This window comes from Sphingomonas changnyeongensis (genome assembly GCF_009913435.1).
GTDB classification, from domain to species: Bacteria; Pseudomonadota; Alphaproteobacteria; order Sphingomonadales; family Sphingomonadaceae; genus Sphingomonas_B; species Sphingomonas_B changnyeongensis.
Genome location: NZ_CP047895.1, coordinates 2177594 through 2189772, shown reverse-complemented (window position 1 = coordinate 2189772; position 12179 = coordinate 2177594). Strand labels below are relative to the sequence as shown.

9 protein-coding genes, 1 tRNA gene and 1 pseudogene are annotated in these 12179 nt (G+C 66.5%); 3 read left to right on the top strand and 8 right to left on the bottom strand.

What is annotated here, in order from left to right; all coding sequences use genetic code 11:
• Positions 1–18: 18 nt before the first annotated feature.
• Both GVO57_RS10820 and GVO57_RS10815 read right to left on the bottom strand, forming a co-directional pair.
• Positions 19–996, bottom strand: a complete 978-nt coding sequence (locus tag GVO57_RS10820) for a PQQ-dependent sugar dehydrogenase (RefSeq protein WP_160593146.1) — start codon at positions 994–996, stop codon at positions 19–21.
• Positions 997–1697: 701 nt separating this feature from the next.
• Positions 1698–1790: transfer RNA gene (locus GVO57_RS10815), tRNA-Ser, on the bottom strand.
• Between the two features lie 189 nt (positions 1791–1979).
• Here GVO57_RS10815 and GVO57_RS10810 point away from each other — a divergent pair.
• On the top strand, positions 1980–2804 hold the full coding sequence (locus tag GVO57_RS10810) for a DUF1134 domain-containing protein (RefSeq protein ID WP_160593145.1): 825 nt from the start codon (positions 1980–1982) through the stop codon (positions 2802–2804).
• A gap of 64 nt (positions 2805–2868) precedes the next feature.
• On the opposite strand, the gene pyrC is transcribed toward GVO57_RS10810, so the two are convergent.
• On the bottom strand, positions 2869–3957 hold the full coding sequence (pyrC, locus tag GVO57_RS10805) for a dihydroorotase (protein ID WP_160593144.1): 1089 nt from the start codon (positions 3955–3957) through the stop codon (positions 2869–2871).
• Positions 3958–3980: 23 nt separating this feature from the next.
• On the opposite strand from pyrC, the gene ygfZ reads away from it, so the two are divergent.
• On the top strand, positions 3981–4697 hold the full coding sequence (gene ygfZ / locus GVO57_RS10800) for a CAF17-like 4Fe-4S cluster assembly/insertion protein YgfZ (RefSeq protein ID WP_160593143.1): 717 nt from the start codon (positions 3981–3983) through the stop codon (positions 4695–4697).
• Here ygfZ and GVO57_RS10795 read toward each other — a convergent pair.
• Genes GVO57_RS10795 through acnA form a run of 3 tightly spaced genes read right to left on the bottom strand, consistent with a single transcriptional unit; the run spans position 4654 to position 8041 of the window.
• Positions 4654–4917 carry a CBU_0592 family membrane protein gene (locus tag GVO57_RS10795; RefSeq protein WP_160593142.1) on the bottom strand — a complete coding sequence of 88 codons (264 nt, stop codon included), beginning with the start codon at positions 4915–4917 and terminating at the stop codon, positions 4654–4656. The two genes, ygfZ and GVO57_RS10795, sit on opposite strands and share 44 nt — an antisense overlap.
• A complete protein-coding gene (locus tag GVO57_RS10790) occupies positions 4914–5378 on the bottom strand; it encodes an HIT family protein (protein ID WP_160593141.1) in 465 nt (154 codons plus the stop codon). Before GVO57_RS10790 ends, GVO57_RS10795 begins: the two co-directional genes overlap by 4 nt.
• A 2-nt stretch (positions 5379–5380) precedes the next feature.
• On the bottom strand, positions 5381–8041 hold the full coding sequence (acnA, locus tag GVO57_RS10785) for an aconitate hydratase AcnA (protein ID WP_160593140.1): 2661 nt from the start codon (positions 8039–8041) through the stop codon (positions 5381–5383).
• A gap of 245 nt (positions 8042–8286) precedes the next feature.
• On the opposite strand from acnA, the gene GVO57_RS10780 reads away from it, so the two are divergent.
• The gene (locus GVO57_RS10780) at positions 8287–8865 is read left to right on the top strand and encodes a PEPxxWA-CTERM sorting domain-containing protein (protein ID WP_160593139.1); all 579 of its coding nucleotides are present in this window, start codon (positions 8287–8289) and stop codon (positions 8863–8865) included.
• Positions 8866–9020: 155 nt separating this feature from the next.
• Here the strand turns inward: GVO57_RS10780 and GVO57_RS10775 are convergent, their stop codons facing one another.
• Both GVO57_RS10775 and GVO57_RS10770 read right to left on the bottom strand, forming a co-directional pair.
• Positions 9021–10790: a cation:proton antiporter domain-containing protein gene (locus GVO57_RS10775; RefSeq protein WP_160593138.1), complete on the bottom strand. Its 1770-nt coding sequence runs from the start codon at positions 10788–10790 to the stop codon at positions 9021–9023.
• A 142-nt stretch (positions 10791–10932) separates the two neighbouring features.
• Positions 10933–12152 (bottom strand): annotated as a pseudogene (locus GVO57_RS10770) (NADP-dependent isocitrate dehydrogenase).
• Positions 12153–12179 lie beyond the last annotated feature (27 nt).

The window sequence follows — 12179 nt, the reverse complement described above, 5'->3', positions numbered from 1 at the left end:
GGCTGAAAAGTGCCGCGCCTATGCCGGCGTCAGCCGCAGCAGCCGTCCGCCGGGATGATCTTCCAGAACCCACAGTGATCCGTCTGCGGCCTCTTTCACCTCACGGATGCGCTGTCCAAGCGGGATACGCTGCACTTCGGATGCCGTCGTCCCGTCCAGCTGAACGCGCACCAGTCCTCTCGACACCAGACCGGTAATGATCGCCTGACCCCGCCAGCCGACGAACAGCGAACCGGAATAGACGATCATGCTCGAGGGGGCGATCGACGGGGTCCAACTGATTGCCGGGGCGACATATTGCGGCGCGGTGGCGTGACGCGGGATCGGCACGTCATCATATCGAATGCCCTCAGACACATTCGGCCAGCCATAGCTTCTGCCGGGCTGAATCAGGTTCAATTCGTCGCCGCCTTTCGGCCCCATTTCATTCTGCCAGAGCCGCCCCGACAGGTCGAACGCCAGCCCATACGGGTTCCGGTGCCCCGTCGACCAGATCTCGGGCCGGGCACCGGCGGTCGTCACGAACGGATTATCGGCCGGGATGCTGCCATCGTCACGCAGCCGGATGATCTTGCCCAGCGTCGTCGCGGTTTCGCTGGCATCCACACCGACGGGCCTGTCGCCTGCGGCGATGAACAGAGTTCCGTCCTGCGCGAACAGCAGGCGCCCGCCATAGCCGCCATCGGCGGCAACCTTCGGATCCTGTCGCCAGATCACCCTTACATCGGTAAGGCGATAGGATTGAAGATCGATCACGGCGCGGGCAACGGCAATACCCCGGGCCGTGCTGTCGCCCTCGACATAGCTCAGATATATGGTCCGGTTCGACTGAAACTGCGGGTGCAGTTCCACATCAAGCAGACCGCCCTGGGATTCAATAAAGTCCACTGTGGGCACGCCGGCCACATTTGCGACTATCGTGCCGGCGGAGGTGAGCACCCGCAGGCGCCCTGCCTTTTCCGTGACGAGCAACCTGCCATCGGGCATGAATTCCATCGCCCAGGGACGATCGAGAGTGGCGATTGTCTGGGTCTGAACCGCCGTCGTCGGCGGTGGCGGCGGAGCAGGTGTCGGCACAGGCGCCAGGCCCCAGGGACAATGCTGACTTGGGGGGAACGCTCATCGGCCTCGCCGCCGCCGCCGCAGGCGGCCAGCAGCAATGCGAGACAAAGCGGAGTTCTGATCTTTACCACGTTGCCACTCCCGCGAGAATCTAGCTTTCGCGGTGCCCGACACGGGATTTTGGAATGGTTAGCGCCGGATCAGTAGCTTTACTTAACGCCGCGTTCAGCACGCGCCGCCCCGCCTGCCGGAGGGCGTCCGTAGCCTGCTACCGTGAGGCGGCTACCGTCCCCGCGACGCACGGCTGATGCTCCGCTCGCGCGATTTTCACTGAAACGGGCTGGGCGATCGCGACTGGCCGGGGCGTGGGAAGGCCAGGGCCAGGGCCAGGGCATCTGGCCCGAACCCCGGATCGCCTGGTTCCGGCTGCTTGAGTCGCTGCATTTTCCGGATCACCGGGCAACCCAGCCCAAAGAGCCTTGGGCTTTGCCGGCCATCTCCCTTGCCCCGCCCATAAGTCTGTTTCGGGCCGCTCCCGCCACACGAGCGGGTTCACTCGCGCATTACGGCGCGCAAGCAGCGATTAGGCGACGCGAGGAAGTGCCGAAAAACGACCGGTTATCAGCGACGAAGCTTGGCGGAGACGGAGGGATTCGAACCCTCGGTACGAGTAATCCCCGTACGGCGGTTTAGCAAACCGCTGGTTTCAGCCACTCACCCACGTCTCCGGATGCGGCGGAAGCGGCGCTATAGCCGGGGCTGGCGCGCGGATCAACCGGTGGCGTGACAACATTCGGCACGGCGTGCGCGGGGGCGTATTCACCCTCCAGACAGGTTGGGCTAGCTTAACCGGCAGGGGCGCTGCGGCATCTGCCGGGGCGGCGATATGCACGAGACGGAAAAAGGGACTGAGGGCAATGAAGATCACGCAGCAGGGCCGGCACGGTATCCGGGCGGCGATGATGGCGACGCTGGCGCTGGGCATTGCCGCCGCGCCGGTCGCGGGCGGGGCGCAGGTGAGGACCATCGACCCCAACACCGCGATCGACGCCGATCTTGCGCCCCGCAGCCAGCCCGCCCCGGCTACGCCGCCGGCCGAGACCATCTATTATGGCGACACCAACCCGCCGGGCCAGCAGGCACCGGGGCAGTCGACACCGGGGCAGGCGGCCCCGGTTCAATCGGTGCCGGCGCAGCCCGGGCAAACCGGCGGCTCCACCCCGGGCGCACCCGCTGCCGTGCCGCCATCACCGACCGCCAAGGCCTATCGCGAGGATGATCTTATCGGTGCCGCCGAAGGTGTTTTTGGCAAGGGAGCCAAGGGCCTGGCGGACATTATTCGCAAGGTGTTGAAGGATCAGGGCGAGCCCAGCGCCTATATCACCGGGCGCGAGGCGGGCGGCGCGCTGGTCGTCGGGCTGCGTTATGGTTCGGGCACGCTGTTCCATGCCGTCGAGGGCCAGCGCCCGGTTTACTGGACCGGGCCGTCGGTCGGCTTCGATGCCGGTGGCGATGCCGGGCGGACGTTCGTGCTCGTCTATAATCTGCACGACAGCCAGGAGCTTTATCAGCGTTTCCCGGCCGGGCAGGGCACCGCCTATTTCATCGGCGGATTCACCGCCAGCTATCTGCGTTCAGGCGATATCGTACTGATCCCGATCCGCCTGGGCGTCGGCATGCGGCTGGGTGCCAATGTCGGCTATATGAAGTTCACCGAGAAGCAGAACTGGTTCCCCTTCTGATCCGGACGGCCGGGGCAGGGGGCGCAGGCACGTATCCGGCCGCCCCGCTGCACCGGCGCCACGGTCAGCCGACGAAGCGCCAGCGCAGTGTTTCGCCGGCATGAAAGGGGACGACATGGTCGCCGCCGGCGGGCAGGCTGTCGGGCACCGTCTGCGGCGCGCGTTCGAGCGTGATCTGCCCCTCGTTCAGCGGCAGGCCGTAGAAGCGTGGGCCATGTTCGGAGGCAAAGCCTTCGAGCTTGTCGAGCGCGCCTTCCTCCTCGAACACGGTCGCATAGCTTTCAAGCGCATAGGGCGCGTTGAAGATGCCCGCGCAACCGCAGCTGCTTTCCTTCGCATGGATTTCGTGCGGCGCGCTGTCGGTGCCGAGGAAATATTTGGGCGAACCCGAGGTCGCGGCGCGGCGCAGGGCCAGCCGGTGGCGCTCACGCTTGGCGACCGGCAGGCAATAGGCATGGGGTCGGATGCCGCCGGCGAACATCGCGTTGCGGTTGATGATCAGATGCTGCGGGGTGATCGTCGCGGCGATGTTCGGCCCGCCATCGGCCACGAAATCCACCGCATCGGCGGTGGTGATGTGCTCGAACACGATCCGGAGCGCCGGGAAATCCTGCATCAGGCCGATCAGCACCGAATCGATGAACGCGGCCTCGCGGTCGAAAATGTCGATATCCGCATCGGTCACTTCGCCATGGATCAGCAGCGGCATACCGATCCGCTGCATCGCCTCGAGCGCGGGATAGATGTTGCGCACATCGGTCACGCCATGCGCCGAGTTGGTGGTCGCATGCGCGGGATAGAGCTTGCAGGCGGTGAGCACCCCGGTTTCAAAGCCGTGCGCGATCTCGTCCGGATCGGCATCGTTGATCATGTAATAGGTCATCAGCGGGGTGAACCCGCTGCCCGGCGGCAGCGCGGCGAGAATGCGGTCGCGATAGGCGGCGGCCGCCGCGACCGTGGTGACCGGCGGCTTCAGATTCGGCATCACGATCGCGCGGGCAAACTGCCGCGCCGTATAGGGCGCGACCGAGGCCAGCATGTCGCCATCGCGCAGATGCACGTGCCAGTCATCGGGCTGGCGGATGGTCAGCCGGTCGACGGAACCGGAACGGGCGGCGGCAGCGGGGGCGGGGCGATGCTCTTCCTTTTCCATGCCTGCCTCCTTAACTGGGTCGCATGTCGCAAACCACCCTTATCGGCCGCGCGCTCGTCCGTCTGTCGGGCGATGATGTGCGCGATTTCCTCCAGGGGCTCGTCACCCAGGACGTCCGACTCGTCACGCCGGAGACGCCGCGCTACGCCGGGCTGCTGACGCCGCAGGGCAAGGCGCTGTTCGATTTCATCCTGTGGGCCGATGGCGCGGACATTCTGATCGATTGCGAGGCGGATGCGGCGGAGGCGCTGGTGCGCCGCCTGTCGATCTACCGGCTGCGGCGGCGGATCGACATTGCCGTCGATGCCGGGCTTGCCGTGCACTGGGCACCGGATGGCGATCAGGGGGTGGCCGATCCCCGGCTGGCCGCGCTTGGCCGGCGCTGGATTGCGCCGGCGGATATGGGCGCGGATGGGGGTGGCGACGGCGGTGCCGATGCGCGCTGGACCGCCCACCGGCTGGCGCTGGGCGTGCCCGAGGGGGCGGTCGATCTGGGGCAGGACAGGGTGCTGTGGCTTGAAACCAATGCCGCTGAGCTGTCGGGCGTCAGCTTCACCAAGGGCTGCTATGTCGGGCAGGAAAACACTGCCCGGATGAACTATCGGCAGAAGGTCTCGCGCCGTCTGCTGCGCGTCGGCGGGCCGGACGGGGCGGTGTTCGAGCGTCGCCGCGTCGAGGCACCCGGCGACGACGCCTTCATTCCCGACTGGCTGGCCCCGGCCCTCGCCGCAGCCGGATGAGCGCGACCAGCGCGATCCCGGCCCAGATGACGTTGAGCGCGGCCGACGGGATCGCCCCGTTCCAGCCGCTGTTGATGATGAAGCCGACCGCGCCGGCAAGGTTCATCGCCTGATAGGCGGGGCTGGCCGCCGCCATCCGCCCGGCGGTCAGCAGGCCATAGGCGACAAGGATCAGCAGCGCGCCGCCCCAGCCCGCAATATCAACCCAGATCGGGGTCACCAGCTGAGCGACGCCTTCAGCCGCTCTGCCCCGGCATGGCTCTGGGCATCCGCCGGCCCGGTGCCGTCATAACGGGGCACGATGTGCAGATGCGCGGGGAAGGACCGGCCCGGTCCGTTGCCGGCCACCGCCGCCACGACGGTAAAGCCCGTCGCGCCGAACGCCGCCTGCTGGGCACGGCCGGCCGCGTCGGCGGCGCGGTAGAGCGCGGCGCGTGTCGGCTCGGGCAGATCCTCGATCCGCGCCACGGCCTGACGAGGAATGACCAGCGTCTGGCCGGCGGCGGTCGCGGCGGGCGGGAGCACGATCAGCGCCTCCGCCGACGCCGCGATCACCGCGCGCCCGCCATCGGCGCGCAGCAGACACGAAAACGGGTTGGCCGGATCGAGCAACGGGGCAGCCAGGGTGGCAGGCAGCGGCGCATGCGCCGCTGCCGCCGCCATGACCAGTCCGGCCAGCATCGTCACGAAGCGAGTTTCCGCAGCACGTAGGGCAGGATGCCACCGTTCAGGAAATAGTCCAGCTCGTTCACCGTATCGATGCGGCACCGGGTCGCGAACGTCTCGGTGCTGCCATCGGCGCGGCGGAGCGTGACATGCACGTCCTGGCGCGGCTTGAGCCCGGCGACATCGGCGATGGTGAAGGTCTCCGTGCCGTCGAGCCGCAGCGTCTTGCGGTCGACACCCTCGGCAAACTGAAGCGGCAGGACGCCCATGCCGACCAGGTTCGAGCGGTGGATGCGCTCGAAGCTTTCGGCGATGACGACGCGGACGCCGAGCAGGTTGGTGCCCTTGGCCGCCCAGTCACGCGACGAGCCGGTGCCATATTCCTTGCCCGCGACGACGATCAGCGGGGTGCCGTCGGCCTTGTGGCGCATCGCCGCGTCGTAAATCGCCATGACCTCGCCCTGATAGCTGGTCATGCCGCCTTCGACGCCCGGCACCATTTCGTTGCGGATGCGGATGTTGGCGAAGGTGCCGCGCATCATCACCTCATGGTTGCCGCGCCGGGCGCCATAGGAGTTGAAGTCGGCGCGGGCGACCTGATGCTCCATCAGGTAACGGCCCGCCGGGCTGTCGGCCTTGATCGAACCGGCCGGCGAAATGTGGTCGGTCGTGATCGAATCGCCCAGGATCGCCAGCGGCTTGGCATCGATGATGTCGGCGACCGGCGCCGGGGTCATGCCCATGCCCTCGAAATAGGGCGGGTTGGCGACATAGGTCGAACCGGCGCGCCACGCATAGGTGTCGGACCCTTCGACATTGATGCCGCGCCACTTGATGTCGCCGTCGAACACATTGGCGTAGCGCGACGCGAACATGTCGCGGGTGACGCTCGCATCCATCAGCGCGCGCACTTCGGCGTTCGAGGGCCAGATGTCCTTCAGATAGACGTCCTGGCCGTCGCTGCCCTTGCCGATCGGCGTCGTCACCATGTCGTCGCGCACCGTGCCCTTGAGCGCATAGGCGACGACCAGCGGCGGCGAGGCGAGGAAGTTGGCGCGCACATCGGGCGACACCCGGCCTTCAAAGTTGCGGTTGCCCGACAGGACCGAGGCGGCAACCACGTCATTGTCGTTGATCGACTTGCTGATCGGTGCCGGCAGCGGGCCGGAGTTGCCGATGCAGGTCGTGCAGCCATAGCCGACCAGGTTGAAGCCGATCGCGTCGAGATCCGCCTGCAGCCCGGACTTTTCCAGATAGTCGGTGACCACCTGGCTGCCGGGGGCCAGGCTGGTCTTGACCCAGGGCTTGCGGGTCAGGCCCTTTTCCCGCGCCTTGCGGGCGACGAGGCCGGCGGCGACCAGCACCGAGGGGTTGGAGGTGTTGGTGCAGCTGGTGATCGCGGCGATCACGACGTCGCCATCGGCAATGCCATGGTCGGTGCCGTCGACGGCATGGCGGCCGGCGGACTTGCCCTCGACCGAGGCGTTGAACACATCATCGACGTCGCCCAGCGACACCCGGTCCTGCGGCCGCTTCGGCCCGGCGAGCGAGGGCTGGACGGTGCCCATGTCGAGTTCCAGCGTGTCGGTGAACACCGGATCCGGCGTGTTCGCGTCGCGCCACATGCCCTGCGCCTTGGCATAGGCTTCGGTGAGCGCGATGGTTTCTTCCGGCCGGCCGGTCAGGCGCATGTAATCGAGCGTCTGCGCATCGACCGGGAAGAAGCCGCAGGTCGCGCCATATTCAGGCGCCATGTTGGCGATGGTCGCGCGGTCGGCCAGGCTCAGCGCATCGAGGCCGGGGCCGTAAAACTCGACAAAGCGGCCAACGACGCCCTTCTTGCGCAGCATCTGGGTGACGGTGAGCACCAGATCGGTCGCGGTGATGCCTTCGGCCAGATTGCCGGTCAGGCGGAACCCGACGACTTCGGGGATCAGCATCGACACCGGCTGGCCGAGCATCGCGGCTTCCGCCTCGATGCCGCCCACGCCCCAGCCGAGCACGCCCAGGCCATTGACCATCGTGGTGTGGCTGTCGGTGCCGACCAGCGTGTCGGGATAGGCGACGGTCTCGCCCGCGGTATCGGCCGACGACCAGACGGCGCGCGCCAGATATTCCAGGTTGACCTGATGGCAGATGCCGGTGCCCGGCGGCACGACGCGGAAATTGTCGAGCGCCTTGGAACCCCATTTCAGGAACTCATAGCGCTCCATGTTGCGCTGATATTCCAAGTCGACATTCTGCTCGAACGCCTTGGGATTGCCGAACTCGTCCACCATCACCGAATGGTCGATGACCAGATCGACCGGGACCAGCGGGTTGATCTTCTGCGCGTCGCCGCCCAGCCGGTTCATCGCGTCGCGCATCGCCGCCAGATCGACGACGCAGGGAACGCCGGTGAAATCCTGCATCAGCACGCGGGCCGGGCGATACTGGATCTCGCGGTCCGAACGCGGGTTGTTCTGCCAGTCGGCGAGCGCCTTCACGTCCTCGACCGTCACGGTCACGCCGTCTTCGAACCGGATCAGGTTTTCAAACAGCACCTTCATCGAGAAGGGCAGGCGCGACACATCGCCGACCTTCGCCGCCGCCTTGGCGATCGAATAATAGGCGTAGCGCTTGCCGCCCACCTCGAGCACGGAGCGGGTGGAAAGCGTATCCTGGCCGACAGCGGTCATGGGGCGTGTCCTCTTTTGTCTGGGGCCAGTGGTCCTGGCCGCGTTTCGCTGAAAAATCCCGGCGCTCCTAGCAAGCCCGGTCAAGCTCGAAAAGGGCGCGAAATGTGCCATTGCGGCACGAGGGCCCGAAACGAACGGTCAAACACGCCTTTGTCACATATCTGAAGCCTGTGTTAACTACCCGCTCGTGCCTGACCGGTCGGCATGGCCGCCTGCCTCGTCATCGCGCAAAGGGGTAATATAGGATGAAGAAACTGTTCCTGGCCGCCACCGCGGCCATTGCGATCGCTGCTGCCGCGCCGGCCGACGCCGCGACGCTGATCTTCACGATCACCAATATCGGCGGCGAGGATCGCGGCGATTTCAGCTTCACGCTCGACACCAGCCGGGTGCCCGACCTGGTGCTGACCGACAGCGTGCGCTACACCTCGGGCATCCAGGTCAGCTACCGCGATGTGCCGGGCGCCGGCACCGGCGTGGCGACGACGGGCCTGAGCTTCTTCACCGGCCGCCAGCAGGGTGGCCTGTCGCTCGGCGCGTCGGGCTGGCTGCCGATCGGCACCCTGCGCCTGCTCAACACCGCGCTGATTACCAATGCGAGCTTCAACACCGCGCTGCCGCGCGGCCAGAACCTGCCGGTCTTCCGCCTTGGCACCTTCGATGTGTCGACCACCGCGCAGAACAGCGGCCCGCGCCCGTTCGACAATTACCGCATCACCATCGCCGAAGTGCCGGAACCGGCGACCTGGGCGATGATGGTGATCGGCTTTGGCGCGGCCGGCTATGGCCTGCGCCGCCGCCGCGTCGCCTATACGCTCGCCTAAAGCGTTTTAAAGCCGGGTGGCCTCACCCGGCGACAGCAAAAACGCGGTAAAACAATAGCCTGGAGTGGCTTCCGATCCGATGCAATCGGATCGGAAGCCACTCCAGTCCCGTGCCGGGCCGGGCCGGGCAGGATATCCGTCCGGCCCGGATGCGGTCAACGTTCCTCGTTCAGATCCTGCAGCCGCGTGCGCGCCATGCGCGGTTCGCGCTGCAACCCGCCATCCTGCTTGATCTGGCGGCGCAGCTCGTCGCGCTTTTCATGGATCGAGGCGATCACCGGCCCGACCGCGACGCCCAGATCGACCAGCACCGCTTCGGACAGCTGCAGCGAGCTTTCGAGCGTCTCGGGCACCGCATCGGTCGCGCCGGCCTTGTAGAGTTCGGCGGCATGGTCGGCATCGCGGGCGCGGGCGACAATCGTCAGGCCCGGCACCCAGCCGCGCACCCGCCGCGTCAGCTGCACGCTCAACACCGGATCGTCCATGGTCAGGATGAGCGCCTGGGCATGGCCGAGGCGCAGCCGGTCGACCAGATCGGGCCGGCTGGCATCGCCGAACAGCACCGGATAGCCGTCGCGCCGGGCACCAGCGACGGTGTCGATATCCGATTCAACCGCAACGAACGGCTTACCGTGCATCTTCAGCATGTCGGCGACCATCTGGCCGACCCGGCCAAAGCCGATGATGACCGTGCCGCCGGGCGGTTCGTCGCTCGCCTCGATATCCTCGACCCGCTCGATCCGGCGGCCAAGATCGCGGCCCAGCCGGGCGAGCAGCGGGGTGAGGGTGAGGCCGAGCGCGGTCACGATCTGCCAGAACGCAGCATCCGATGCCGCGATCAACCCGGCCTGTGCGCCCGCGCCAAGGACGATCAGCGTCGTTTCCGACGGAGAGGCCATCAGCACCGCCGTCTGCACCGCCGCGCCGCGGTTGATGGCCGCCAGCCGGAGCAGCGCCCCGGTCATCAGCGCCTTGACCAGCATGACGCTGATCACCGCAAGGGTGAGTTCCGGCCAGCGTGCGATCACGGTCGCCAGATCGATGCTCATGCCGACGGTGATCAGGAACACGCCCAGCGCCAGCCCGCGGAACGGCGCGGTGATCGATTCGACCTCGCCGCGATATTCGGTTTCGGCGATGATCAGCCCGGCGATCAGCGCGCCGACGATCGGCGACAGGCCGGCCGCGCTGGTCGCCAGGCTGGCGGCGATCACGACCAGCAGGCTGGCGGCAAGGAACAGCTCGGGACTTTTGGTGCGCGCCGCCTGTGCGAACAGCCGCGGCAGCACCACCCGGCCGCCGACGACAAGCGCCAGAATCGCCGCCGTGCCCAGCGCCAGCGTCTGCGCAAGGCCCGACATGGCATCGCCGGCGCGCGGCCCGATGGCGCTCAGCACGAAGATGATCGGGACGAGCGCCACATCCTCGAACAGCAGCATCGCAAAAGCGGGGCGGCCGATCGCGCTTTTCGTGCCGACCATCGGCAACACGAGCGCAGTCGATGACAAAGCAAGCGCGACGCCAAGGCCGAAGGCGGCGGCGGGCTGCATCCCGATCAGCCACAGCCCCGCGCCGATCAGCGCGCCCGATCCGAACAGCTCGGCCGCGCCGACGCCGAACACCAGTGCGCGCATGCCCCACAGGCGGCGGAAGGACAGTTCCAGCCCGATGGAAAACAGCAGCAGGATGATCCCGAACTCGGCAAAAGGCTCGATGGCCTCGGGCTCCGAGATCGTGACATAGTAAAGCCAGGGGTGGCGGGCGACGAGCTGGCCGAGGCCGAACGGGCCGACCAGCGCGCCGACAAGAATGAAGCCGATGACCGGGTTGATGCGGAACCGGGCAAAGGCAGGGATCACCAGGCCCGCCGCGCCTAGGATCACCAGTGCATCCGAAAAACCGCTGCTCGCCAGATTGATCGCCATCGCGGCAGCCTAGAGCGTTTTCATCCCGGGTGGAAACACCCGGCGGTGCGGAAAACGCGGCAAAACAGCAAGCTCGTTCGGTCGCATAAGCCGGGGCGTGACGGCCAAATCACCCCCCGGCGCGGCAGTTTCAAAAAATGGCTCAGGCCCAGTTGGCCATCGCCTTTTCAAGATTGGCGCGGATCGCCTCGAAGAACTGCTCGGTCGTCATCCAGGGCTGATCCGGGCCGATCAGGATGGCGAGGTCCTTGGTCATCTGGCCGCTTTCGACGGTCTCGATGCACACGCGCTCGAGCGTTTCGGCAAAGCGCGTCACGTCCGGCGTGCCGTCGAACCGGCCGCGATATTTGAGGCCGCCGGTCCAGGCGAAGATCGACGCGATCGGGTTGGTCGAGGTCGACTTGCCCTGCTGGTGCATGCGGTAGTGACGGGTCACGGTGCCGTGCGCGGCCTCGGCCTCGACGGTCTTGCCGTCCGGCGACAGCAGCACCGAGGTCATCAGCCCGAGCGAGCCAAAGCCCTGTGCCACCGAGTCCGACTGCACGTCGCCGTCATAATTCTTGCAGGCCCAGACGAACTTGCCGCTCCACTTGAGCGCTGAGGCGACCATATCGTCGATCAGGCGATGTTCGTAAACGATGCCGAGCTTTTCGAACTGCGCCTTGAACTCGTTCTCGTACACCTCCTGGAAGATGTCCTTGAAGCGCCCGTCATAGGCCTTCATGATCGTGTTCTTGGTCGACAGATAGACCGGCCATTCGCGCAGGATGCCGTAGTTCAGCGACGCGCGCGCAAAGTCGCGGATCGAATCGTCGAGATTGTACATCGCCATCGCGACGCCCGAGGACGGGAACTGGAACACCTCCTCGTCGATCGTCTGGCCGTCCTCGCCTTCGAACACCAGGCGCAGCTTGCCGGGGCCGGGCACGCGGAAATCGGTCGCGCGATACTGGTCGCCAAAGGCATGGCGGCCGACGACGATCGGGTCGGTCCAGCCCGGCACCAGCCGGGGGACGTTCTTGATCACGATCGGCTCGCGGAACACCACGCCGCCCAGGATGTTGCGAATCGTCCCGTTGGGCGATTTCCACATCTTCTTGAGGCCGAACTCCTTCACCCGTGCCTCGTCGGGGTGATGGTCGCGCACTTCACGCCGACGCCATATTTCTTGATCGCGCGGGCGGATTCGACGGTGATCTTGTCGTCGGTCTCGTCGCGCTTCTCGATGCCCAGGTCGTAATATTCGAGGTCGATGTCGAGATAGGGCAGGATCAGCCGTTCACGGATCCACGCCCAGATGATGCGGGTCATCTCGTCGCCATCGAGCTCGACAACGGGCGTTTTCACCTTGATCTTGGCCATCGACAATCATCCTGTGGTTTCGTTTGC

Coding starts and splice junctions, on each gene's coding strand:
- acnA (WP_160593140.1), bottom strand. CDS start 8,041: ATGACCGCTGTCGGCCAGGATACGCTTTCCACCCGCTCCGTGCTCGAG.
- pyrC (WP_160593144.1), bottom strand. CDS start 3,957: ATGGAAAAGGAAGAGCATCGCCCCGCCCCCGCTGCCGCCGCCCGTTCC.
- GVO57_RS10810 (WP_160593145.1), top strand. CDS start 1,980: ATGAAGATCACGCAGCAGGGCCGGCACGGTATCCGGGCGGCGATGATG.
- GVO57_RS10780 (WP_160593139.1), top strand. CDS start 8,287: ATGAAGAAACTGTTCCTGGCCGCCACCGCGGCCATTGCGATCGCTGCT.
- GVO57_RS10820 (WP_160593146.1), bottom strand. CDS start 996: ATGGAATTCATGCCCGATGGCAGGTTGCTCGTCACGGAAAAGGCAGGG.
- ygfZ (WP_160593143.1), top strand. CDS start 3,981: ATGTCGCAAACCACCCTTATCGGCCGCGCGCTCGTCCGTCTGTCGGGC.
- GVO57_RS10775 (WP_160593138.1), bottom strand. CDS start 10,790: ATGGCGATCAATCTGGCGAGCAGCGGTTTTTCGGATGCACTGGTGATC.
- GVO57_RS10790 (WP_160593141.1), bottom strand. CDS start 5,378: ATGCTGGCCGGACTGGTCATGGCGGCGGCAGCGGCGCATGCGCCGCTG.